Source organism: Stagnimonas aquatica, from assembly GCF_003730135.1.
Lineage (GTDB): Bacteria > Pseudomonadota > Gammaproteobacteria > Nevskiales > Nevskiaceae > Stagnimonas > Stagnimonas aquatica.
This window is the reverse complement of the sequence record NZ_RJVO01000002.1, coordinates 427,373-450,571: the sequence shown is the minus strand read 5'-3', so window position 1 is coordinate 450,571 and position 23,199 is coordinate 427,373. Positions and strand designations below refer to the sequence as shown.

The following is a 23,199-nucleotide window of genomic DNA, read 5'->3' as shown; positions in this document are numbered from 1 at the left end:
CGCTCTCCGCTGTTTTCCAGACCGGGATACTCCGCCCTGCGCAGCGCGCAGGCATTGACCGGTGTCAATCCACAGGGCTGGGGCATTGCCCGGAGCGAGTCGCTTGAACCATGCTTGACCACCATCGCCGGATCGCGATGGATGCCAGCCCAAGCCCTGCCATGCCGATTGCCGAGTCCCACCCCGACTACATTGGTCCGTACCGCATCCTCGGCTTGCTCGGCGAAGGCGCCATGGGCCGGGTTTACCGCGCCGAGCAGGACAGCCCGCATCGCGAAGTCGCGCTCAAGCTCTCTGGCACCGCTGCGCTGAGCGCCGAGGCGCGCCGCCGCTTCGAGCGCGAGATCGAGCTGCTGGGGGCGCTCGAGCACCCGGACATCGCTCGCCTCTACGGCGGTGGCCTGTACCAGACCGCACTGGGCGAGATGCCCTACTTGGTGATGGAGCTGGTGCGCGGTCAGCCGCTGGGCGAGGCGGCGCGCGACTGGCCGCTGCGTCGCAAGCTGGAGCTGCTGGTGCGGCTGGCGCGCGCCGTGCACTACGCCCACACCCGTGGCGTGGTGCACCGCGACCTGAAGCCCGCCAATGTGCTGGTTACCGCCGAGGGCACGCCCAAGGTGCTGGATTTCGGCCTGGCGCGGGCCCGCGACGACGGCGAGGGCAGCCAGCTGACCCGTGCCGGCGAGATTCTCGGCACCCTGCCGTACATGGCCTGGGAGCAACTGGCCGGCGAGCCCGGCCAGGCCGATCCGCGCGTCGATGTCTACGCTCTGGGGGTGATCGCCTACGAGCTGCTCAGCGGCGTGCGTCCCCATCCCGAGCTGCCCGGCCATTCCATCGCCGCCGCGCTGGAGGTGCTGCGCAGCGAGACCCCGCAGCCGCTGGCGCAACGCGCGCCGGCCTGCCGGGGCGACCTCAACACCATCGTCATGAAGGCGCTGGCGCGCGAGCCGGGCCAGCGCTACGAATCGGCACTGGGCCTGGCCAGCGATCTCGAGCGCTATCTGGCCGGCCAGCCGATCGAGGCGCGGCCGCCCACCGTCGGCTATGTGCTGGGCCTGTTCGTGCGTCGTCACCGGGCGCTCGCCGCTGCGATGGCGGTGGCGCTGCTGGCCCTGGTCGCCGGGGTGGTGGTGTCCACCCGCTACGGCCTGGCCGAGGCCCGTGCCCGCGACGCCGCCGAGCGCCGCGCCGCGCAGCTCGATGCCTCCACCCGCTTTCTCGAAGACATGCTCACCTCCGCCGACCCGGAGAACGCCCAGGGGCGCGAGGTGACGGTGAAGCAGTTGCTGGAAGCCGCGCGCATCAACCTCGACGGCGATGCCGGCATGGCGCCGGCGGTGCGCGCCCTGGCTGCGCGCGCCATCGGCATGAGCTATGCGCAGCTGGGCGACACCGCCACCGGCCTGCGCCTGCTCGACCAGGCCGATGCCGCCTTCAAGGCTGCCGAGCACGAGGGCAGCGCCGATGACCTCTACAGCCGCCAGAAGCTCAGCCTGACCCGCGCCCAGATCCTGGTGGTGATGGGCGAGTACCAGCAGAGCCTGGACCTGCTGGCGCCGCTGATTGCCGGGCCGGTGCCGGCCGACGAGCTGGGTCTGCGCCAGCGCCTGGAGGCCGAGCAGGTGGCCCTGGTTGCCAACGGCAATCTCGGCTACAGCAAGCAGGCACTGGAGATGGGCAGGATCACGGCGGCGCTCGCCCAGGCGCGGCTGGGCGCTACCGACAAGGCGACGCTGGTGTCGCGCCTCAACGTCGCCACCATGCTCTATTACATGGGGCAGGTGCAGGACGCCCAGGCCGCCTTCGCGGCACTGATGCCCGATCTCGACGCCGGCTATGGCAAGAACCACCCCTTCACCCTGATCGCACGTCAGAACCAGGCCAATACCTTGCGCGATGCCGGCGATCTCGAAGGCGCCATCGCCGCATTGCGTGGCGTGGTTGCCGACATGGGCCGGGTTCTGGGCGAAAACCACTACACCACCCTGAGCGCGCGGCTGTCGCTGGGGCGGGCGCTGGCCGCCAGTCCCGAGCGGCTGGCGGAGGCGGAAACGGTGATTGCGGCGGTCTATGAGCAGTACCGTCTGCAGCGCGGCGAGCAGGCGCACACCACGCTGATGACCGCCAGCACGCTGGCGCAGCTGCTGACCGACCGTGGCGAGTACGCCAAGGCCGAGCGGCTGTACCGCGAGCAGATCGCGGTGCGCGAGCGCATGAGTGGCGGCGACAGCGCCGACCGCCTTAGCCCGCAGCACGGCCTTGCACAACTGCTGCTCAAGACCCGGCGCCTGTCCGAGGCCGAAGCGGTGATGGGGCCGCTGCTGGCGCGGGCCCTGGCCAGCGAGCAGATGGGCGCGGCGCATCCGACCAGCCTCGCCTACCAGCAGACCCAGGCCGAGATTCTGCTGGCGCAGGGCGAGACGGCAGCAGCGCGGGCGCTGCTGGACCGGGCCGCCGTCAGCGCCGAGCAGGCGCTCGGGCTTGCCCATGCGCGCACCGGCAAGCTGCTGGAGAAGCTGGTCGCCGCCGACACCGCACTCGGGCGCGAAGACCTCGCGGACGCCGATCGCGCGCGGCTGCAGCAGGCGCGGAAGGCGGCGGCCGAGAAGCAGAAGTGATCGCGCTGGCGCTGGCGATCACTGCTCTGGCGGCGGTACTGGCCTGGCGTTGGTGGCCGCGCGCACGGCCCCCGGTTCCGGCGCCGGCCGAGCCGGCGGGCGCGGCCCTCGCGGCCGAGCGCCAGCGCATCTACCAGGACCTGCACGACGACCTCGGCGCCAAGCTGCTGAGCCTGATCCACCGCGCGCCCGATGCCGCCACCGCCGACCTCGCCCGCAGCGCCTTGCAGGATCTGCGCGATGTGGTCAGCCGCACCCGTGGTGAGCCCGGCAGCCTGCTCGACAGCCTCGGCGAGATCGAGGGCGAGGCGCGCCAGCGGCTGGAAGCCAGCGGCGGCCTGCTGCTCTGGGAGCAGGAGGACGGCATCGCCGATCCCAGGCTCGATCACGCCCAGGCTTTGCAGCTCTACCGCATCGTCCGCGAGGCGATCAGCAATGCCCTGCGCCATGCCCAGGCGCGGCATGTACGCATCCGCGTGCGCCAGCGCGGCGCCACGCTGTATCTGGATGTCACCGACGACGGTCCGGGCCTCGCGGTCGAAGGCGGACGCGGCCAGGGCCTGGCCGGCATGCGCCAGCGCGCCGGTGAGCTGGGTGGCGCCATCGACTGGACCGCCGGCAGCGTCGGCGGCACCAAGGTGGTGTTGCAGTTTCCGCTGCCGCGCTGAGTTGCGCTGCGCAAAAAGCCGGCCCGCGATTGACCTGGGTTAATGCGCCGCAGCGGCCGCTGTGCCTGGCCGCCACTTCGCCCCTGCGACTTGATCTAGGTCAGCTCTCGCCGGCAACCGACTCCCTACTGTTCGGCTCCGGACAACGTAGTCCTGACACGAGTCGGAGTAGAAGCGATGAACACAACTAAACTGAAAATGCTGGCGCTGGCCGGTCTGGTGATCAGCGGTGCGGCGCAGGCCGAGGCGATGGTCCGCGTGCGCGCCATCGACATCCTGCCGGACGCCAAGTCCAGCCCGGTGACCGGCGTCGATGTCTCCAACAAGATCGCCCCGGACGTTGATCTCAACTGGTTCTTCACCAAGAACCTCGCGGTGGAGCTGCTGCTGTCCATCCCGCAGGAGCACAAGGTCACTCTGAACGGTGCCAGCCTCGGCAAGGTCAGCCACCTGCCGCCGGCGCTGCTGCTGCAATACCACTACCCGGTGGGCGAGACCTTCCGCCCCTATGTCGGTGCCGGCCTCAACTACACGCTGTTCACCGACCGCAAGCTCGACGGTGGCCTGAAGCTGGAAACCGGCAGCTTCGGCCCCGCCATCCAGGCCGGCATGGACGTGGCCTTGCAGGGCAACTGGTACTTCAACGTCGACGTCAAGAAGATCTGGATCGACTCCGACGTCACCGACGGCACTGGCGCCTTCGTCACCCACGTCGAGATCAATCCGCTGATCGTCGGCGCCGGTATCGGCTACGCCTTCCGCTAAGCCACCGGCGCGAGCAGCAAAGCCCCTGTCCGCGCGAGCGGGCGGGGGTTTTTCTTGCGCGCTACTGCACCAGCCCCAGACGGTTGGCGACCAGCGCCGCCTCGGCGCGCGAGCTGATCGCCAGCTTGCGGTAGACGGTCTTGATGTAGGTGGCGGCGGAGGTGCGGGTGATGCCCAGGGCCTCGGCGACTTCCGGCAGCTTGTAGCCCTTGCCGATCAGCATCAGGGTTTCGCGCTCGCGCGGCGACAGATGCGCGTCTTCCTCGGCGGCTTGGGCGGGTGCCGACGCCGCTTCGGCGAAGGTGCGCAGCACCCGCCGGGCGATGGACGGCGACAGCGGCGGCTCGCCGGCGAGGATGCCGCGCAGCGCCGATTCCAATCGCTCGCGGGGTTCGTCCTTCAGCAGATAGCCGGCGGCGCCGGCGCGCAATGCCGGGAACAGGTGCGCGTCGTCGGCGTAGATGGTGGTGACCACCGCGACGCAGCCGGGCGCGGCGGCGGGCAGGGCACGCAGGAGATCAAGGCCGGAGCCGTCGGGCAGGCCGAGGTCGATCAGGGCGATGTCGGGCCGGTAGCCCTCGCGCAGCTGTTGCAGCGCCGCCTCCAGGCCGTCGACCAGGCGCAGGGCGATGCCCGGGAAGGCGCCTTGCAGCGCCGCCGCCAGGCCGAGGGCCACGTCCGGGTGGTCTTCGACGATCCAGCCGCTCTGCATGCTGATGGCAACCCTCCCCGGATGGGGACTGATGGAATCCGTAGCGGAATTAGATCATCGCGCGTGGTCGCCGCCAATCGCCGCGACGCGGTTGTCGGGCGCGGCTGGCGGCCTCAGGTGCGCGGATAGAGGTATTGCAGCCAGGCCTGTGCCGGGCCGAGTTGTTCGGCCAGGCCGATCCAGGCCGGGTCCAGGCGCGACGCCAGCTGGTAGGTCCGGCTGGCGTTTTCCGCTGGCCAGGGGCCGTCGTAGCCGGGCAGGCCGGCGGCCTTGCGGCGGCGGTCGAACTCGACGGTGGTGCCGGCGAACTCCTGGTGCTGCTTGCGGCCCTGCGCGTAGTCGGCGAGCCAGACCAGGGCGTTGTTGAGGCTGGCGCCACCCTTGCTCTGGAACCAGTACCAGTCCTCGCCGTGGCCGCGCGCCACCAGGGCGGCGGTCAGCAGCGGCTCCAGGCCGTAGGTGACGTAGCGCAGGGCGTCGCGCTCGCGGAAGTCGTAGAGGGTGCCGTCGGCCTCGATGTTGCGCGCCACCTGGTGGCGGAAGGCCACCCGGCTGCGCTGGATCAGCCCGGCGTCGTCCAGGCTGAAGGCCAGCAGGCTGGCGATCTTCACCCGGTGGCTCTGCCAGTTGTTGCGGCCGGTGGGGCGTGGATCCTCGGTCTGGAGATAGCCCTCGGCCATGCTGCGGAACAGCGCTTCGGTGCGCCGCCGCAGCGGCTCGTCGAGGAAGCGCTGGCCGCGCTCGTAGGCCAGGGCCAGGTAGGCGAAATCGGTCTCGTCGATGGGATTGAGGCTGGGACGGTAGACCGTCACCCAGGCATCGAAGTAGTCGTTGAGCTTCTGCCGGTAGCGCGGGTCGGCGCGGTTCTCGGCGGCGATCGCCAGCGCCAGACTGGCGAACCAATCGGCCTTGGCCAGCCGGCTGCTCTGGTAGCCGGGGGCGTCCGGCAGCAGGCCCTCGGTGTGGACCACGGCCTGCGCGCGCGGCGCGCGGGCGAGCGCCCCGTCCGCCACCTGCAGCAGCTCCGGCAGCGCGGCCTGGCGTCGGAGTTCGGCGCTGCCCGGCGCACTGGAATCCGGCGCAGGGGCCGGCAGCGGCGCCGAGACGCAGGCGACGCAGCAGAGGGCGAGTAACAGGCTGGTCAGGCGCATGGCAGACGTGGGCTGGGAGCAGGGGTGACGGCCGGTGCGGGTTTTTGCCGCTTTGCGTATTATCCAACCACTCGCGGCCGCCGGCCGCCGTTTCCTCCCAGAGGCCTGCCATGCGTAGCCTGCTCGTTCTGACTCTCGGTCTCGTCCCCCTGTTCGCGTATGCCGCCGCCGGCCGCGTGGTCGAGACCAATGGCAATGTCGAAGTCTCGCAGTCCGGCGCCACGGCGCCGATCAAGGCTGGCGGCGTGATCGAGGTCGGACAGTCGCTGACGGTTGGTCAGGGCTCGCTGGCGGTGTTGCAGATGGACGACGACGAGGTGGTGTCGCTCGGCGCCAATGCCCGTTTTGAAGTTCAGGAGTACCGCTTCGACCCGAAGTCGGAGACCGGCAACAGCGCCCGCTACCGGCTGGAAGGCGGCAGCGCGCGGCTGATCTCCGGCGTCATCGCCCGCCAGCAGCCGGGTGCGGTGCAGCTGGATACGCCCTTCGGCCAGGTCAGCACCGTCGGTACCGACTACGGAGTGCGGGTCTGCACCGCCGGTACCGGCTGCGGCGCGCCGGGTGTCTACGTCACGGTCAACTCCGGCAAGGTCAAGGTCTCCAACCCGCGCGGTTCGCAGACCGGCACCAATGGCCAGATCGTCTACATCGCCGGTCTCGACGTGGTGCCGGTGCTGGTGGCCGCGCTACCCCGCGACCTCGACGGCGCGCCGGATCCGGAGCCCTTCCTGCTCGCCGCCGGTGCTGGCGTCGGCCCGCTGCGCATCGAGATCACCAGCAGCGTCTGCGATCCGGCGGCAACGCCGTCGACGCCGACGTGTTCCTCCGGCCGCTGAGTGCGTTAAGCCTGCTGGAGGCGGGACAGGCCGGGTGCAACGCCCGGCGTTCGCGCTGGAATCTGTGACTTTTCGCCGTACCGAACCTTGCGCGATAAAACCGAGATCCTGATTACCCCGGAAGGCGGGCGCCTCCGGGGCTATCTGGCGGCGCTGCCGGCCTTCCACGAGCTGCTCGCCTTCCTGGTCTGGAAAGACCTGAAGGTGCAGGTCGCCCAGACCACCCTCGGCTTCGGCTGGCTGGTGCTCCGCCCCATGCTCAATGTGCTGGTGATGAGCCTGGTGTTCGGCAAGCTGGCGCGGCTGCCCAGCGACGGCCATCCCTATCTGCTGTTCCTGCTCAGTGCCTGGCTGCCCTGGAGCTATTTCACCGGCGTCAGCTCCAAGGCCACCAGCAGCCTGCTGGGCAATTCCGCGCTGGTGACCAAGGTCTATTTCCCGCGCCTGCTGCTGCCGGTCTCGCTGGTGCTGGGCGGCCTGCTGGAATTTCTCATCGTCTTCGTGCTGTTCGTCCTGCTGTCGCTGGCGATGACCGGCAGCATGCCGCTGGCCGGCCTGCTCTGGCTGCCGCTGCCGCTGCTGCTGCTGCTGCTCACCACCGCCGGTGCCAGCTTCTGGCTGGCGGCGCTGGCGGCGCGTTTCCGCGACGTGCGCAATGCCGCCAGCTACCTTCTGCAGCTGCTGATGTTCCTGGCGCCGGTGATCTGGCCGCTGAGCCTGCTGGCGCAGCGCTTCGGCATCAGCGCCGACCAGCACTGGCTGGCCACCGCCTACGGTCTGTATCCCCTGGTCGGCGTGGTCGAGGGTTTCCGTCGCGCCCTGCTCGGCAGCGGCGAGATCCCCTGGCAGCTGCTGGGTCTGGGCTTCGTCTCCGGCTCGCTGCTGTTCATCAGCGGTCTGGTCTATTTCCAGCGCAGCGAGAAACGTCTCGCCGACGAACTCTAGGGTGTGTTAACAGCAGATATGTCGCTGCGTTGCCGGTCAAAAGCGCGTCAGGCCAGACGCGAGCCGACGCAAAGGCTGGAGCCTTTGCTAGGCGAGCAACGCCGCATGACGCGCTTTTGGCCAGCAACCCTTCGGGGCGGGGCGGTTTTGGGGCATTGCCGCGTCAGCAAGAGTTTCAATAGCCCCGCTATTGCGCACTCTTGCTTCCTTGCACTGCCCCAAAACCGCCTTCCGCCGCAGCGACATATCTGCTGTTAACACACCCTAAGACATGAGCGACTACGCCCTCAAGGTCGAAGACCTGTCGAAATGCTTCCGCGTCGGCGCGGTTCGGAAGGGAAACCCACAGACCCTGGTGGCGCAAACGGCGGAAGCCGGCCTGCGGGCGCTGCGCCGGCTCTCCGGCCGGGTCAGCGCCGAGGAGAAGGCGGCCACCGAACACTGGGCGCTGCGCGACCTCAATCTGGAGGTCAAGGAGGGCGAGGTGGTCGGCGTGATCGGCCACAACGGCTCCGGCAAGAGCACCCTGCTGAAGATCCTGTCGCGGATCACCGCGCCCAGCACCGGCCGGGTGCGGGTGCGCGGCCGCATGGCCAGCCTGCTGGAGGTGGGCACCGGCTTCCATCCCGATCTCAGCGGCCGCGAGAACGTGTTCCTCAACGCCGCCATCCTCGGTCTGAAGCGCGCCGAAACCCGCCGCCGCTTCGACGCCATCGTCGAGTTTTCCGGCGTCGGCCGCTTCATCGACACGCCGGTGCGCAATTATTCCTCGGGCATGAAGGTGCGGCTTGGCTTCGCGGTGGCCGCCCATCTGGATCCGGACGTGCTGCTGATCGACGAGGTGCTGGCGGTGGGCGACGCCGCCTTCCAGCAGCGTTGCCTGGAGCGCATCGAGCAGGTTGGCGCCGCCGGCCGCACCATCCTGTTCGTGTCCCACCAGCTGGGCGCGGTGTCGCGCCTGGCGCCGCGCAGCGTGCTGCTCAATCGCGGCCGTATCGCCTTCGACGGCCCGACGCTGACCGCCATCCGCCATTACGAAGAGCACATCGGCGGCTTCCAGTCGCAGCAGCGCTGGGACGACCCGGCGCAGGCGCCCGGCGACGACTGCGTGCGCCTGCGCGCAGTGCAGCTGACCAGCGATGGCAAGCCGCTGAGCGGGCCGGTGGACGTGCGCCGGCCGCTGGAGCTGCGGCTGCGCTACGAGGTGTTCAAGGCCGGCCTGCCGATCCTGCCCAGCCTGCACCTGTACGACTTCAGCGGCACGCCGGTGCTCAGCGCCATCGACAACCATCCCGAGTGGCACGGCCAGTCGCGCGGCGCCGGTGTCTACGAGACCGTGGCGGTGTTCCCCGGCAACCTGTTCAACGAGGGCAGCTTCCAGCTGGCGGTGGGTCTGTCGACGCTCGACCCCTTCCTCAGCCATGCCTACGTGCATCACGCGCTGGCGTTCTCGCTGTACGACCCGATCGAGGGCGATAGCACCCGTGGCCAGTACCGAGGGGAGTTGCAGGGCTATATGCGGCCGGCCCTGGACTGGCAGACCGCGCGCCTCGGCGCCTGAGCTAGGAAGGACGTAGGCCCAGGGTGTCGTCGCGGCCGGTGCGCAGGGAATACCCGGCGTCCTTGAGCCGTTGCCGCGCCTGCTGGCGGTCGTCCGGGCTCAGGTGCTTGTGTTCGTAGAGCACTACCGAGGGGCGGTAGCGCTGCAGGTCGAACATCCGCAGCACCTGCCAGTCGTAGCCTTCGGTGTCGATGTGCAGCACGTCGATGCGGTCCACCCGGTGCTGATCCAGCACGCTTTGCAGGGGCAGGCAGGGCAGCGCGGTTTCGACGATGTAGGGTTCGAGCAGGCCGTCCAGATGCTTGACGATGTGCTGGCGGTCGAACGACCCCAGTTGGTCGTACCAGTACGGCAGCCGCTCGCCCAGCGCCGCCTTGGCCTGCTCGGAGACGTAATAGAACGCGGCGCTGCCGGGTTCGGCGGCGATCGCGACATTGGCGAAATCGAAGCGCGCGTCGCCGGCGTAGTTCTGGCGCAGCCGTTCAAACAGGAAGCCGACCGGCTCGATGAACAGGCCGCGCCAGCGGCGGTCTCGGCGCAGCAGGCGGTGCAGGGGGTCGCCCTGGGTGCCGTCGTTGGAGCCCACCTGCACGAAGTGGACGCGGTCCAGGTTGCGCAGCGCGGCGCGAATCTCCGCCTCCAGCGGGTGCGGCGCCGGCACCAGCCGACGGTAGCCGCGTTGCAGGGGCTGATAGAGCCAGGGCAGGCGCCTGAGCGCGGCGCTCAGGCGCTGACGCAGGGTGGAGGTCATGGGCAATCGGTTGGCGCTCAGTGGGGCGTTTCCAGGCGCTGACGCAGCTTGCGTACCCGGCCGCGCAGGCCGCGCCAGTTCAGCCGGGTCAGCAGATTTTCCAGGTCCAGCAGCGTCCAGGGCGTGTGCGCCACCGGCCAGGGCAGTTGCCGTGCGTAGCGGGCATGCAGGCGGCCGTAGGGATGCTTGGCGGGATTCACCCAGGGCTTGGTGCTGCCCTCGAAGTGGATGATCGCCGGCCTGCGGATGGCGTCTTCGAGATCGGCCGCCGCGAACAGCTGCCGGCTCTGCGGCGCCATCATCAGGATGCGCATGACGTTCCAGCGCGGTGGCAGCGGCAGGCGTTGCCCGTGCAGCACCGCCACCAGCGAATCCTGATCGCCGAAGCGGGTCCAGCCGGCGTTGGCGCGACCGTGGGCGAGCACCGCCTCGGTGAGCTGCGCGGCGCGGAAGCGTTCTAGGTTGAGCAGCATCACCCCGGAGTTGAAGTACTGCTCGGGGCCGCTCAGGCCGAGCTTCGCGTACCAGCTGTTGTCGCCGTCCCAGAACGGATTGCTGACCGCCGCCAGCGCATGCTCGCCGAGTGCGCGCTGCCAGAGCCATTCCAGGCTGTCGATCACCAGGGTGTCGCAGTCGAGATAGAGAACCTTGGGCTCGTCCGGCAGCAGCCGGGGCAGGAACAGCCGGTACCACATCACCGGCCGGATCTCGCCCGGCTTCATGAAGCCGAACAGCGGCAGGTCGCGCACCCACTCGTCGGGCACGGTGTGGAAATGCAGCTCGACCCGCTTGCCGTAGCGCGCCAGCGACTGCCGCACCAGGGCGCGGGTCGCCTCCGGGAAGTCCGGGTCGGTGAGGTAGTGAATGACGAAGTTCGCGCGCGGGGTGTTGCGCAGGGCGCTGCTCAACATCACCGTCGCGTGCGGGGCGTAGCCGTCGTCGCTGCTGCAGGTGAGGGCAATGCGGCTGCTCACGGAGCCCGCTCCAGCGGCGCGTAGGGCGGCTTGGCGCGCACCTTCAGCGCCACCCGCAGCTGCTCTGGCCGCGAGCCGGGCCGGTTCTCGCTGAGGCTGTGCTGGTTGTTGTAGATGTAGAGGGTTTCGTCGAGATAGCGCCAGTGCTTCGGCGTCGCCATCTCCAGCATCGGCCACATGGTCACCGCGTCGGCGGCGGCGCGGTAGTAGTCGCCGTCGCTGTCGCGCAGGTCCTCGTCGCGCAGTGCTTCCCACAGGAAGCGCCGGTAGCTGCGCAGGTGGGCGGCGATGAAGTCGTAGTAGCGGTAGGCGCCCAGTTCGCTCACCGGCGCCGGGTAGCGGTAGACCTTGCCGCGCACCTTGCGGCGCAGCCAGCGGTCCCGGCGCGCCGGCGGCACCCGCAGCTCGTGGCTGCCGTAGGTCAGCCAGACCTCGGGATCGGCATAGACCTCGGCGAGCCGCTCCAGCACCCGCGGGTGCGCCAGCCAGTCGTCGCCGTCGAGTACCACCAGCACGTCCTCCGGGCCGCCGCCGACCTCGGCGCTGGCGCGGACGATGTTGGCGAGCGGGAAGCGGCGCTCGGTATTGGCCAGCACCTGGAAGCGCGGATCGTTGCCGACCCGGGCGCGGGCGCGCTCGAAGGTGCCGTCGGTCGAGCAGTCGTCGACCATCACCATGCGAAAGTGCGGATAGGTCTGGCTCAGCACCGAATCCAGGCAGCGGTTGACCCACTCGGTGCATTGGTAGCTGGCGCTGACCAACAGGAACTGCAGGGGTTTCGGAGCGGACATGGGGCCTGAGGGAAAGGAGAGTCGTTGGATAACGGCGCCGCCGCTCTTGCGAGGACGGTCGGTGCCGGATCGGTACGGACCGCCGGCACGGTCGCCCGCGCGATGCTACATGGCGGCATCGCCGGCTGGCATCGTTGCTTCAGCGACGGCCGCCGACCGAATCCAGATTTCCTGCCGGCAGCCGCTCTGCGGCCGGCTCCAGCCGGAAGCGATCCTTCAGCCGCAGCGCTGGGGCTTCCACCAGCCGGTACAGCAGCCAGGCCAGGAACCCGGACAGCAGCAGGCTGCAGCCGGCGGTGCCCAGTGCCATGGCGTTGGCGCTCAGTACCGGCTCAAGCCAGGGTTGCAGGCACAGTCGCACCCAGGTGTCTGCGGCCATGTGCACCAGGTACAGCCCATAGGAGTAGAAGCCGAACCAGCCGAGCAGCGGTGTGGACAGACCGCGCCGCAGCCAGGAGTCCGGCGCGGCGCGCAGGCTGGCTTGCAGCAGCCCGGCGAACATCACGGCCAGGGCGCTGGTGGTCAGCACCAGCTCGCCGCTGCTGCGGAACATCGACAGTCCACGGCGGCTGAGGAAGACCGCCGCCAGCAGCGCCGCGCCGAGGCCGACTGCGGCCCAGGCGGCCGGCGACAGCCGCGCCTGACCCGATTGCCGACGAGCCGCCAGGTAGCCGCCGAGAAGGAAGCCGTCGAGTCGCGCCGGGGTGAACAGGTACAGGCTCAGCGCCGGGGCCTCAGCCAGGTACAGGGCCAGCTTGATTGCCCAGACCAGCAGCACCCCGTGCAGGCAGGCGCCGGCCAGCTTCTGCACCGGCAGCCGCCAGACCAGCCAGGGCCAGAGCAGGTAGAACTGCTCCTCGACCGACAGCGACCAGAGCACGCCCAGTTCGCGCACCGCCGGCAGGCCGTCCCAGCTGCTCTCCAGGTTCTGCACGAACAGCAGCAGGCCAGGCAGCCGGTCGAGGCTGTCGGCGACGATCTCCGGCGCCGGCACCAGCCATACGATCACCAGCACGGTCAGCGTCAGCACCAGGTAGTAGGCCGGCAGGATGCGCAGGGCGCGGCGCAGGTAGAACCGCCGCGCCCGCTGCGGCGCCGCGCGGCTGCGGATCAGGATGCCGGTGATCAGGAAGCCGGACAGCACGAAGAACAGGTCGACGCCGATCCAGCCCGAGCGTAGCGCCGCGTCGGCCCAGGCCGACCAGGCGGCCCTGGCGTCGAAGCGCAGGAAGTGGAAGGCCAGGACCAGCAGGATGGCGATGCCGCGCAGGCCGTCCAATACCGGATCCCGGCCCGCGTCAGCGGTCCAGTCCTTGGAACTCATTGTCACGCCCCTCCACAGGGCGGCGCCGGCATCCTTGCCCGCGCTTGGGTGCGTCACTGTGCCGACGGAGCCGCATGACTCGCAAGTCTGGTCAGAGCCCCCCGCGAACGGCGATGATCGCGGCTCTTCTTCCGCAGACCAGTCCATGGACGCCAGCCAGTTCAGTTCGATGCCGCGTGTCGGCGCCGCTCCCATCCCCCGCAACTACTGGCGCTGGTATGTGCTGAGCCAGCTGCGCGCTGCGATCAGCCGGGCGCTGGTGGCGGCCGGCTCCGGGCCCGGCAAGCGGGTGGTGGAGCTGGGCTGCGGCAACCGTCCCTACGAGGCGGCGGTGCTGGCCACCGGCGCCGCCTACGAGGGCGCCGATCTCAAGGGCAATGCCCACAACGACCGGGTGATCGGCGACGACGGCCGGGTCGAGGTGGAGGACGGCTACTACGATCTGGTGGTCTCGGCGCAGGTGCTGGAGCACGTGCCCGATCCCAAGGCCTATCTGGCCGAGTCGCTGCGGCTACTCAAGCCGGACGGCTGCCTGATTCTTTCCACCCATGGCACCTGGCCCTACCACCCGGAGCCCAACGACTACTGGCGCTGGACCGCCACCGGCCTGCGCAAGACCCTGGAGGACAGTGGCTTCGTGGTCGAGGGCTTCGAAGGTCTGGTGGGCCTGATCCCGGCCGGCCTGCACCTGATCCAGGACCATCTCTACAAGCGCTTGGCGATGTCCAAGCGCTGGTACGGCAAGAGCTTCGTCTGGCTGATGCAGGGCCTGATCGCCGCCGCCGACCGCCTGCACGGCGCCGACGGCCGCGCTAGGGATGGGATGATTTATGTGGTACGGGCACGGCCCGCGCCGCGCCAGCCCGGCGGGTCTGCAAGCCCTGGTCGATGAAGCGATAGAGCAGGTGGGCTAGCAGGAAGCAGATCGTCAGCGTTACCGCCGCCTCCAACACCCCTGGCAGCGGCGGCAGCCCGAGCTTGGCAGCCAGGGCCGGGGCCAGCTTGGGCATGAAGCGCACGATCGGGTAGTGCACCAGGTACAGCGCGTAGCTGATCACCCCGGTGTAGACCAGCGGCGGCCAGCACAGCAGCCGCAGCCAGGAGGCGCCGCGGTTGATCGCCAGCAGGCCGATCCAGCACACCGCCATCAGGATGCCGGCGGTGGCCGGCCAGGCCTCGTAATGGCGTTCCTCGCCGTTCACGAACCAGGCGTGGTAGCCCTCGATCACATAGGGCAGGAACCACAGCAGGCCTACGAAGAAGCCCAGCCACAGCGCCGGGTTCACCTGCCGCCGGTGGTCCTGCATCCACTCGATGCCGATCGCCATCAGCGAACCGAGCGCGAAAGCGTCGATGTGGCTGGTGATGACCACCGTGTAGGGATGCATCGCGCGCTGCCAGACCGCGAACGGCACCGCCGCCAGCAGCACCGTCATCCACACCAGGCGCGGCGTGTGCCGCAGCAGCAGGATCAGCACCGGCAGCAGGATGTAGAACTGCTCCTCCACCGACAGCGACCAGAGGTGGCCGGTGAAGTAGGGGTAGTTCTCGTCGCTCACCGAGTCGAACAGAAAGTCGGAGAACTGCGAGAAGGTGAAGAAGCGCCAGAACAGGCTCAAGTCGAACTGCCGTCCGGTGCTGACGCCGTTGATCGCCAGCGCCAGCAGCAGCAGTGCCCAGACCGTCAGCAGATAGAGCGGCCAGATGCGCTCGATGCGCCGGCCCCAGAAGGCGATCAGGCCCTTCGCCGAGGTGACCTGGCGCAGCACGATGCGGGTGATCAGCAGGCTGGACACCACGAAGAACATGTCCATGAACACCCAGGCCCAGAACAGGTTGTGGTAGTTGATGTGCCCGACGATCACCACCATCGCGCCCAGGCCGCGCATGCCGTCGATCTCGATGAAGCGCACCGCCTCGCCGCGCACGGGCGCGGAGCGGGCGGGCGCGGTGGCCTCGGACGCGGACATCGGGGGTCTCCTCTTGGGGGCAGGCTGGGCGCAGTCTCGTTGTGGCCAGAGGTTAGCAAGCTTGCCGGCCCGCCGGATGGTCTTGGCGGGTGAGGTCCGGGCGCCTACGCTGTCGTCACTTTCCGCAGCCCCCGCCATGACCGCTTCCAAACCCACTCCGGGCCTCGCCCGCCGTCTCGCGCGCCTCGTTCCCAGCGTCCTGCACCATGCCCGCCAGGGCAGCCTGCTGCCGGCTATCAAGCGCCGCCTGCGGCCGGTGCCGGCGAAGGCGCCGGACCTGCGCTTCAGCGCCCAGACCCGTGCCGACGCCATCGCCCGGTTGCCGCCGCTGGCGGCGCAGGCCGCAGCGGGTGGCGAGGTGCTGGTGATCGGCGTCGAGGGCGAGTTCCTGCAGGGGGTGCTGGCCGGCCTGGTCCAGCGCGGCCTGCGCCACCGCCGACTCGCACCGGAGGCCATCGCCGGGCTCGGCAAGCCGCAGCTCGCGGGCGTCGGCTGTCTGCTGCTGGCGCTGCCGGATTCGCAGTCGCAGTTCGCCGCCGCCAGGGCCCTGGTGGCCAACCCGGCCAGCGCCGAGATTCCGCTGGAGTACCTGGCGCTGCCGCGCGAGGACAACGCCGCCATCGCCGAGTGGGACCACTACGACACCCGCGATTTCGTCTCTCCGCTGATCAGCCAGCACGGCGCCGCCTTCTACGACATCTACCGCGAGTCGCTGAGCCGCTTCCGTCGCAAGACCGACATCCGCGACTACCTCGACCTCAGCCAGCTGCTGGAGTCGGTGGTGAGCCGAGGCGTGCCGGGCCAGGTCGCCGAGTTCGGTTCCTACAAGGGGCACAGCGGCTATCTGATCTCGCGGGTGCTGGAGCGACTGGGCAGCGACAAGACCCTGTACATGTTCGACATGTTCGAGAACTTCCCGGAGGAGGGTGTCGGCGTCGACCGCTTCTGGAGCGGCACCCACCAGGTCGATTTCGCGCAGATCCAGCAGCGCTTCAGCGATCGCGCCAACGTGCGGCTGGTAAAGGGCGACTTCACCCGCACCGTGCTGGAGACCGACACCGGGCCGCTGGCGCTGACCTTCATCGACTGCGACTCCTACCGCGCCACCAGGGTGCTGCTCGCCGAGCTGTGGGGTAGCCGCGTGCCGGTCGGTGGCATCGTCATCATGGAGGACTACGGCCACGCCGCCCTGCTCGGCAACCGCCTGGCCGTGCACGAGTTCTTCGACGGCCGGCGCGACGCGGTCACCTGGTTCTCGCAATTCAGCGGCTTCTTTGTCGCCATCAAGCTGGCCTGAGGCGACGATGACCGCTCTTCCCCGCCTGCTGGTCTCCAGCCAGGCCGGCTCGCCCGCCGATCCGCGCGTCTGGTCCGGCACCCCGAGCAAGCTGTTCGAGGCGCTGCTCGCCGACGGTGCGCTGCGGCCGGAACCCTGGTCGAGTGCGGCCGCCGGCCCCAGCGCCCTGCGCATCGACCGCGCGCTGGGCCTGCAGCACCGCTTCATCCACGGCCCGGCCCGACGCTGGCAGGCTGCCGCAGCCGCCAGCGCCGAGGCGGAGCGCCTGGACTGCGTCGCGCAGTTGCATCTGGGCAGCTACGACGCGCCGTTGCGCGCCGGCCGGCGGCCGTTCTACCTCTACGTCGACAGTTCCTACGACTTCTGGGAGCGTCACGCGCTGGCCGCCCGTTCGCTCGGTGGCTGGCAGCGCCGGGCCTTCCGGGCCCTGGACCGCCGGGTGCTGCTGGCCGCCCGGCACATCTTCACGGTCGGCGAGCACATCGCCGACAACATGGCGACGCACATGGGCGTGCCGCGCGACAGGCTGACCGCCGTCGGCACCGGCATGGGCGACATCCAGCCGTACAGCGGCGCCAAGGACTACCGCCGCAACCGCTTGCTGATCGTCGCCAAGAACCGCCCGGCCGACAAAGGTCTGCCGCTGCTGCTGGCCGCCTTCGAGCGTGCCCGCGCCAGCCTGCCGGACCTGCAACTGACCGTCATCGGCGGCGCCAAGTATCCGGAGCTGAAGGACCGCCCGGGCATCCTGCCCACCGGCTGGATCAGCGCCGAGGAACTGCAGCGCCTGTTCGACGAGGCCTGCCTGTACGTGATGCCGGCCGGCTACGAGCCCTGGGGCCTGTCGTATCTGGAAGCTCTGGCCTGCCGCATGCCCATCGTCGGCCTGGAGCGCGGAGCGTTCCCGGAGATCAGCGGCCGGGGCCGCTACGGCTTCAGCTTGGCGCAGCAGACCCCGGAAGCACTGGCGGACCTGCTGCTGTCCGCGCTCGCCGACCCCGAGCGCCTGGCACGCATGGGCGAGGCAGGTCAGGCGCATTGCCTGGCGCACTACCGATGGCAGCGGGTGGCGCGCGAGATATCCAGGGTGATACTGGACGCCCGCTCCTGAGCGCGGCGCGGCGAGTTCGGCGCTGAACCTCAGTCGCGATAGCGGCGCACCAGATCGCCGTAGGCATCAATCCGGCGGTCGCGCAGAAACGGCCACCAGCGACGCACGTTCTCGCTGCGCGCCAGGTCGACATCGACCACCAGCACGTCGGCGGACTCGTCGGCCCTGGCCAGGAACTCGCCCTGCGGGCCGGCGACGAAGCTGTGCCCCCAGAACTGCGAGCCGGACAGCTGGCCGCTGGGGTCGGGCTCGAAGCCGACCCGGTTGGCGACCAGCACCGGCAGGCCGTTGGCAACGGCATGGGCGCGCTGGATGGTCACCCAGGCCTCGCGCTGCCGCTGCTGCTCCGCGTGCGGATCCTGTGGGTTCCATCCGATGGCGGTGGGGTAGAGCAGCAGGTCGGCGTCCGCGAGCGCCATCAGCCGCGCGGCTTCCGGGTACCACTGATCCCAGCAGACCAGCAGGCCGAGCTTGCCGACGCTGGTCTGGATCGGTGTGAAGCCGAGGTCGCCAGGGGTGAAGTAGAACTTTTCGTAGTAGCCGGGATCGTCCGGGATATGCATCTTGCGGTAGACGCCGGCCAGCGAGCCGTCGGTTTCCAGCACCACGGCGGTGTTGTGATAGAGCCCGGGCGCCCGGCGCTCGAACAGGCTGCCGACCAGGACGATCCCCAGTTCCCGGGCCAGCTCGCCCAGCCATTGCGTGGAGGGGCCGGGGATGGGTTCGGCGAGATCGAACAGCTCGGTGGATTCGTGCTGGCAGAAGTACAGCGAGGTGTGCAACTCCTGCAGCAGCACCAGCTTGGCGCCGCCGGCCGCAGCGGCGCGCACGCCTTCCTCGGACATCTTCAGATTGAGTGCGCGGTCGCTGGTGCAGGGTTGCTGGATCAGGCCGACGCGCAGGGTCTTGCTGGACATGGTCAGATTCCTACTGGGCAGCGGTGGCGGCGGGAATCTGCATGGTGACGCAATGCAGGCTGCCGTACTGGTTGATCAGGGCGCGGCAATCCAGGCCGATGACCTCGCGGCCCGGGAAATGCGGACGCAGGCGGCGCAGCGCCTCGGCGTCGTTGTGCTTGTCGCCGTAGGTGGGCACCAATACCGCCCCGTTGAGGATCAGGAAATTGGGATAGCCGGCCGGCAGGCGACGGCCGTCTTCGTCGTGGATCGGCTGGGGCAGGGGCAGAGGGACCAGGGTGTACGGCGCACCATCGGGAGTGCGTAGAGCCTGCAACTCGGCTTCCAGGGCCTTGAGGTCCTGGTAGTGGGCGTCGTTCTGATCCTCGCAGGCTTGGTAGGCGATGGTGTGGTCGTCGCAGAAGCGGGCGATGGTGTCGACGTGGCCGTCGGTATCGTCGCCCAGCAGGTCGCCATGCCGCAGCCAGAGGACGCGCTTGGCACCCAGTTTGTCCTTGAGCACGGCCTCGATCTGCGCCTCGGACAGCTGCGGGTTGCGGGTGGGCGCCAGCAGGCAACGGCGGGTGGTGAGCAGGCTGCCCTGGGAGTCGACATCAATGCCACCGCCCTCCAGCACCAAGTCAACGGTCTCTACCGGCGCGGTCAGTGCGCCGAGTGCGGCCAGTTGCTGGGTGAGGGTGTTGTCCAGGCGGGCGTCGAACTTGCCGCCCCAGCCGTTGAACTGGAAATCCAGATGCAGCGGCTGGCCGTCGCGCAGCACGGTGATTGGGCCGTGGTCGCGGGCCCAGACGTCGTTGCTGCGCACCGGATAGATGGCGAGCCGCTGCGGCAGGGCGCCTGCGGCGATCAGGCGTTCGCGCAGGGTCTCGGGGGGCTGCTCGGTCCCGATCAGCACGCGCTGGTAGCGGCTGATGGCGACCGCCAGACGGATGAAGTTGTCCTCCACCGCCTCGAACCAGTCGGCGAAATCGCCGTCGGGACGCGGCCAGGTGAGCTGGATGGCAGTTTGAGGCGCCCACTCGGGCGGCAGCAGACGGTTGGTCATGGGGTGGAAAGTGCGGACAGGACAACTGACCGGCGCGCGATGGCGCCAGTCCGGGGCAGGTAGGCGGACCTACTTATTTAAGGTGTGGATGTTTGCAGTTCGTCGCGATGCTGAACTGGCGGCGGCTGCCCGGGGATCACCGCGTCGACCACGTGCTGGTGTTCAAAGAACACGGTGAAGCCCGGATAGTCCCAGCGGGTGATGGGCGGCTGCTGGGGCCGGCCACCACCCACTGCGGGGTGCTTCTTCAGCGGTTGGCCGTACTGGCGTTCGACCGCCGACATGGTGCTGCCCTTGGCGGGCTTGTCGATATGAGGGGCGGTTTCGGTGGGCGCAGGCAGGTCCAGCACGTCAGCGCCGGCCAGCAAGGGCATCAGGCTGGCCAGTAGAAAGAAAGTTGCCGGTAAAGCGGGCGGTGTCAGGCGCATGAACGACTCCAGCAATAATGCGGATGCCTTTGAATGCTCACTACTTTACCAGCGCCGGCCGGCCTCCCAGCGCGCTCATCGGGGACAAATTTCGCCTGCACGCCACTTGTTGACACTGCCAAGGAGCGCCCGTAAGATTCGCGACCTCCAAAAAACGGGCCGGCCTGTCGGCCCGTTGCTGTCTTTGCCAAGCCGACCTCGCGGAATCGCGGGAGACAAACGAACGTGCCGACGATCAACCAACTTGTGCGCACCGGGCGCACCAGCAAAGTCTACAAGAGCAAGGCTCCCGCCCTTGCTGGTAGCCCTCAGAAGCGTGGTGTCTGCACGCGCGTCTACACGACGACCCCGAAGAAGCCGAACTCGGCGCTTCGCAAGGTCTGCCGCGTGCGTCTGACCAATGGCTTCGAAGTCACCAGCTACATCGGTGGTGAAGGCCATAACCTGCAGGAACACTCGGTGGTGATGATCCGTGGCGGTCGCGTGAAAGACTTGCCGGGTGTCCGTTACCACACCGTGCGCGGCGCGCTCGACGCCTCTGGCGTCGACAAGCGTCGTCAGAGCCGTTCGAAGTACGGCGCCAAGCGTCCCAAGGCCGGTGGTGCCCCGGCTGCTGGCAAGAAGAAGTAATTAGGAAGCTGCCATGTCCCGTCGCCGTACCCCTGAGAAGCGCGAAGTCCTGCCCGACCCGAAGTTCAAGAGCGTCACGCTCTCGAAGTTCATGGCCATGATCATGGAGGACGGCAAGAAGGCCGTCGCCGAGAAGATCATCTACGGCGCCCTTGACCAGATCGCCGCCAAGAAGAAGACCGATGATCCGGTCGCCGTGCTGCAGACGGCCTTCGACAACGTCTCCCCGAGCGTCGAAGTGAAGTCCCGCCGCGTCGGCGGTGCCACCTACCAGGTTCCGGTGGAAGTGCGCGCCGTGCGCCGCACCACCCTGGCCATGCGCTGGCTGATCGACGCCGCCCGCAAGCGCGGTGAGAAGGGCATGATGGATCGCCTCGCCGGCGAGCTGCTCGATGCCTCCGAGAATCGCGGTGCGGCCGTCAAGAAGCGCGAAGACACGCACAAGATGGCGGAAGCGAACAAGGCCTTTGCCCACTTCCGCTGGTAAATCCGGGGTTCGTCCCCAGATTGCCGCTGTCCCGACAATCCGCAGCCCGAAAAGCTGCGGATTGTCGTTTTCTCCGAACACTTTACAAAGAGGTTAACGCCGTGGCCCGCACTACCCCGATTGAGCGCTACCGCAACATCGGCATCTCCGCCCACATTGATGCCGGCAAGACCACCACGACCGAGCGCGTGCTGTTCTACACCGGTGTCAACCACAAGATCGGCGAAGTGCACGACGGCGCTGCCACCATGGACTGGATGGAGCAGGAGCAGGAGCGCGGCATCACCATCACCTCCGCTGCCACTACCACGTTCTGGAAGGGCATGGCGGGTCAGTTCGACCAGCACCGCATCAACATCATCGACACCCCTGGGCACGTGGACTTCACCATCGAAGTCGAGCGTTCCATGCGCGTGCTTGACGGCGCCTGCATGCTGTACTGCGCAGTCGGTGGCGTGCAGCCGCAGTCCGAGACCGTGTGGCGCCAGGCCACCAAGTACAAGGTTCCGCGTCTCGCGTTCGTCAACAAGATGGACCGCACCGGTGCGGACTTCTTCAAGGTCGTCAAGCAGATGAAGGAAAAGCTCCGGACCAACCCGGTGCCAATCCAGATCCCGATCGGCGCCGAGGAAAAGTTCCAGGGCGTGGTCGACCTCGTCAAGATGAAGGCGATCATCTGGAACGAAGCCGACAAGGGCACCACCTTCACCTACGGCGACATTCCCGCCGATCTGGTCGCGACCGCCAAGGAGTGGCGCGAGAAGATGGTCGAATCCGCCGCCGAAGCCAGCGAAGAGCTGATGAACAAGTACCTCGAAGAGGGCGACCTCTCCGAGGAGGAAATCAAGAAGGCTCTGCGTCAGCGCACGCTGGCGCTGGAGATCTTCCCGATGCTCTGCGGTTCGGCGTTCAAGAACAAGGGTGTGCAGGCCATGCTCGATGCCGTCATCGAGTACCTGCCTGCGCCCACCGACGTCGCGGCCACCGAGGCCCACGATGTGGACGACTACGCGACCATCATCGAGCGCAAGGCGGACGACGCCGAGCCGTTCTCGGCCCTGGCGTTCAAGATCATGACCGATCCCTTCGTCGGCGCGCTGTCGTTCATTCGCGTCTACTCGGGCGTCCTGAAGCAGGGTGACTCCGTGTACAACAGCCGTACCGGCAAGTCCGAGCGCATCGGCCGCCTGGTGCAGATGCACGCGAACAACCGCGAGAACATCGACGAAGTGCGCGCCGGCGACATCGCCGCCTGCGTCGGCCTCAAGGAGGTCTACACCGGTACCACGCTGGCTGATCAGAACAAGCCGGTGGTGCTGGAGCGCATGGAATTCCCGGAGCCGGTGATCAGCCAGGCTGTGGAGCCGAAGACCAAGGCCGACCAGGAAAAGATGGGTCTGGCCCTGTCCAAGCTGGCTCAGGAAGATCCCTCGTTCCGCGTCAAGACCGACGAGGAAACCGGACAGACCATCATCTCCGGCATGGGTGAGCTGCACCTCGAAATCCTCGTGGATCGCATGAAGCGCGAGCACAAGGTCGAGGCCAACGTCGGCGCGCCGCAGGTGGCCTACCGCGAGACGATCCGCAAGAGCGTCGAGCAGGAAGGCAAGTACGCCAAGCAGTCCGGTGGTAAGGGTCAGTTCGGCCACGTCTGGCTTCGTATCGAGCCGAACGAGGTGGGCAAGGGTTACGAGTTCGTCAACGAGATCGTTGGCGGCGTGGTGCCCAAGGAGTTCATCCCGGCGGTCGATAAGGGTCTGAAGGACGCCATCAAGAACGGCGTGCTCGCCGGCTACCCCGTGGTTGACGTCAAGATCAGCCTGTTCGACGGCAGCTACCACGAAGTCGACTCTTCGGAAATCGCCTTCAAGGTTGCCGCTTCTATGGCCTTCAAGGAGGGCTGCCAGAAGGCCAGCCCGGTGATCCTGGAGCCGATCATGGCGGTGGACGTCGAAACTCCCGAGGACTACACCGGTGACGTGATGGGCGACCTCAACCGTCGTCGCGGCATGATCCTGGGCATGGAAGACAACTACGGCGCCAAGATGATCCGCGCCGAGGTGCCGCTGTCCGAGATGTTTGGCTATTCCACGACCCTGCGCTCGATGAGCCAGGGCCGCGCCACCTACTCCATGGAATTCAAGAAGTACCAGGAAGCGCCGCGCAACGTCATTGAGCAGCTCTCGAAGGCAGCCAAGGCTTAAAGCCTGCAATT

At 68.4% G+C, this 23,199-nt stretch carries 22 protein-coding genes; 12 read left to right on the top strand and 10 right to left on the bottom strand.

All coding sequences use genetic code 11. The annotated features are described in order from the left end of the window. The first annotated feature begins 137 nt into the window (after positions 1-137). The 3 genes from ED208_RS06600 to ED208_RS06590 all read left to right on the top strand — a co-directional run bounded on the left by ED208_RS06600 (position 138) and on the right by ED208_RS06590 (position 4,054). Positions 138-2,621 carry a serine/threonine-protein kinase gene (locus tag ED208_RS06600; RefSeq protein WP_158608473.1) on the top strand — a complete coding sequence of 828 codons (2,484 nt, stop codon included), beginning with the start codon at positions 138-140 and terminating at the stop codon, positions 2,619-2,621. Then, the gene (locus tag ED208_RS06595; protein ID WP_123211077.1) at positions 2,618-3,289 is read left to right on the top strand and encodes a sensor histidine kinase; all 672 of its coding nucleotides are present in this window, start codon (positions 2,618-2,620) and stop codon (positions 3,287-3,289) included. The genes ED208_RS06600 and ED208_RS06595 overlap by 4 nt, the downstream gene beginning before the upstream one ends. 177 nt (positions 3,290-3,466) lie before the next feature. Further along, positions 3,467-4,054: an OmpW/AlkL family protein gene (locus ED208_RS06590; protein ID WP_199720528.1), complete on the top strand. Its 588-nt coding sequence runs from the start codon at positions 3,467-3,469 to the stop codon at positions 4,052-4,054. Between the two features lie 61 nt (positions 4,055-4,115). On the opposite strand, the gene ED208_RS06585 is transcribed toward ED208_RS06590, so the two are convergent. Both ED208_RS06585 and ED208_RS06580 read right to left on the bottom strand, forming a co-directional pair. Then, a complete protein-coding gene (locus tag ED208_RS06585; protein ID WP_123211075.1) occupies positions 4,116-4,766 on the bottom strand; it encodes a response regulator transcription factor in 651 nt (216 codons plus the stop codon). A gap of 113 nt (positions 4,767-4,879) precedes the next feature. After that, positions 4,880-5,917 carry an alginate lyase family protein gene (locus tag ED208_RS06580; protein ID WP_123211074.1) on the bottom strand — a complete coding sequence of 346 codons (1,038 nt, stop codon included), beginning with the start codon at positions 5,915-5,917 and terminating at the stop codon, positions 4,880-4,882. 110 nt (positions 5,918-6,027) lie between these two features. On the opposite strand from ED208_RS06580, the gene ED208_RS06575 reads away from it, so the two are divergent. The 3 genes from ED208_RS06575 (at position 6,028) to ED208_RS06565 (ending at position 9,259) form a co-directional block, all read left to right on the top strand. Continuing rightward, positions 6,028-6,753 (top strand): FecR family protein, encoded by a 726-nt coding sequence (locus tag ED208_RS06575; RefSeq protein ID WP_123211073.1) that lies wholly within the window; start codon positions 6,028-6,030, stop codon positions 6,751-6,753. Between the two features lie 87 nt (positions 6,754-6,840). Then, positions 6,841-7,698: an ABC transporter permease gene (locus tag ED208_RS06570; RefSeq protein ID WP_158608472.1), complete on the top strand. Its 858-nt coding sequence runs from the start codon at positions 6,841-6,843 to the stop codon at positions 7,696-7,698. Positions 7,699-7,969: 271 nt separating this feature from the next. Then, positions 7,970-9,259, top strand: coding sequence for an ABC transporter ATP-binding protein (locus tag ED208_RS06565; RefSeq protein WP_123211071.1), 1,290 nt, complete (start codon positions 7,970-7,972; stop codon positions 9,257-9,259). Position 9,260: 1 nt separating this feature from the next. On the opposite strand, the gene ED208_RS06560 is transcribed toward ED208_RS06565, so the two are convergent. The 4 genes from ED208_RS06560 to ED208_RS06545 form a co-directional block, all read right to left on the bottom strand. Continuing rightward, positions 9,261-10,010, bottom strand: coding sequence for an FkbM family methyltransferase (locus tag ED208_RS06560; RefSeq protein ID WP_123211070.1), 750 nt, complete (start codon positions 10,008-10,010; stop codon positions 9,261-9,263). A 17-nt stretch (positions 10,011-10,027) separates the two neighbouring features. After that, complete coding sequence (locus tag ED208_RS06555) at positions 10,028-10,984, bottom strand: glycosyltransferase family 8 protein (RefSeq protein ID WP_123211069.1); 957 nt, start codon at positions 10,982-10,984, stop codon at positions 10,028-10,030. Continuing rightward, positions 10,981-11,775: a glycosyltransferase family 2 protein gene (locus tag ED208_RS06550; protein ID WP_123211068.1), complete on the bottom strand. Its 795-nt coding sequence runs from the start codon at positions 11,773-11,775 to the stop codon at positions 10,981-10,983. Before ED208_RS06550 ends, ED208_RS06555 begins: the two co-directional genes overlap by 4 nt. 139 nt (positions 11,776-11,914) lie before the next feature. Next, positions 11,915-13,099, bottom strand: a complete 1,185-nt coding sequence (locus tag ED208_RS06545; RefSeq protein WP_158608471.1) for an acyltransferase family protein — start codon at positions 13,097-13,099, stop codon at positions 11,915-11,917. Between the two features lie 145 nt (positions 13,100-13,244). On the opposite strand from ED208_RS06545, the gene ED208_RS06540 reads away from it, so the two are divergent. Continuing rightward, positions 13,245-13,991 (top strand): class I SAM-dependent methyltransferase, encoded by a 747-nt coding sequence (locus ED208_RS06540; RefSeq protein WP_158608470.1) that lies wholly within the window; start codon positions 13,245-13,247, stop codon positions 13,989-13,991. Here the strand turns inward: ED208_RS06540 and ED208_RS06535 are convergent. After that, positions 13,912-15,069 (bottom strand): acyltransferase family protein, encoded by a 1,158-nt coding sequence (locus ED208_RS06535; RefSeq protein ID WP_158608469.1) that lies wholly within the window; start codon positions 15,067-15,069, stop codon positions 13,912-13,914. The genes ED208_RS06540 and ED208_RS06535 overlap by 80 nt on opposite strands. A gap of 136 nt (positions 15,070-15,205) precedes the next feature. Here ED208_RS06535 and ED208_RS06530 point away from each other — a divergent pair, with 136 nt between their 5' ends. Next, a complete protein-coding gene (locus tag ED208_RS06530; RefSeq protein ID WP_158608468.1) occupies positions 15,206-16,366 on the top strand; it encodes a TylF/MycF/NovP-related O-methyltransferase in 1,161 nt (386 codons plus the stop codon). Positions 16,367-16,373: 7 nt separating this feature from the next. Next, positions 16,374-17,477 (top strand): glycosyltransferase family 4 protein, encoded by a 1,104-nt coding sequence (locus ED208_RS06525; protein ID WP_123211064.1) that lies wholly within the window; start codon positions 16,374-16,376, stop codon positions 17,475-17,477. Positions 17,478-17,506: 29 nt separating this feature from the next. Here the strand turns inward: ED208_RS06525 and ED208_RS06520 are convergent, their stop codons facing one another. The 3 genes from ED208_RS06520 to ED208_RS06510 all read right to left on the bottom strand — a co-directional run bounded on the left by ED208_RS06520 (position 17,507) and on the right by ED208_RS06510 (position 19,867). Then, positions 17,507-18,394 carry a carbon-nitrogen hydrolase gene (locus ED208_RS06520; protein WP_123211063.1) on the bottom strand — a complete coding sequence of 296 codons (888 nt, stop codon included), beginning with the start codon at positions 18,392-18,394 and terminating at the stop codon, positions 17,507-17,509. Positions 18,395-18,404: 10 nt separating this feature from the next. Continuing rightward, positions 18,405-19,439, bottom strand: a complete 1,035-nt coding sequence (locus tag ED208_RS06515) for an agmatine deiminase family protein (protein ID WP_123211062.1) — start codon at positions 19,437-19,439, stop codon at positions 18,405-18,407. Between the two features lie 77 nt (positions 19,440-19,516). Then, entirely contained in the window at positions 19,517-19,867 is a 351-nt protein-coding gene (locus ED208_RS06510; RefSeq protein WP_123211061.1) for a phosphodiesterase, read from the bottom strand. Between the two features lie 225 nt (positions 19,868-20,092). Here ED208_RS06510 and rpsL point away from each other — a divergent pair, with 225 nt between their 5' ends. From rpsL to fusA, 3 genes are all read left to right on the top strand, one after another. Beyond that, complete coding sequence (gene rpsL / locus ED208_RS06505) at positions 20,093-20,497, top strand: 30S ribosomal protein S12 (RefSeq protein WP_123211060.1); 405 nt, start codon at positions 20,093-20,095, stop codon at positions 20,495-20,497. Positions 20,498-20,510: 13 nt separating this feature from the next. After that, entirely contained in the window at positions 20,511-20,984 is a 474-nt protein-coding gene (gene rpsG / locus ED208_RS06500) for a 30S ribosomal protein S7 (RefSeq protein WP_123211059.1), read from the top strand. Positions 20,985-21,085: 101 nt separating this feature from the next. Further along, the gene (gene fusA, locus ED208_RS06495; RefSeq protein ID WP_123211058.1) at positions 21,086-23,188 is read left to right on the top strand and encodes an elongation factor G; all 2,103 of its coding nucleotides are present in this window, start codon (positions 21,086-21,088) and stop codon (positions 23,186-23,188) included. Positions 23,189-23,199 lie beyond the last annotated feature (11 nt).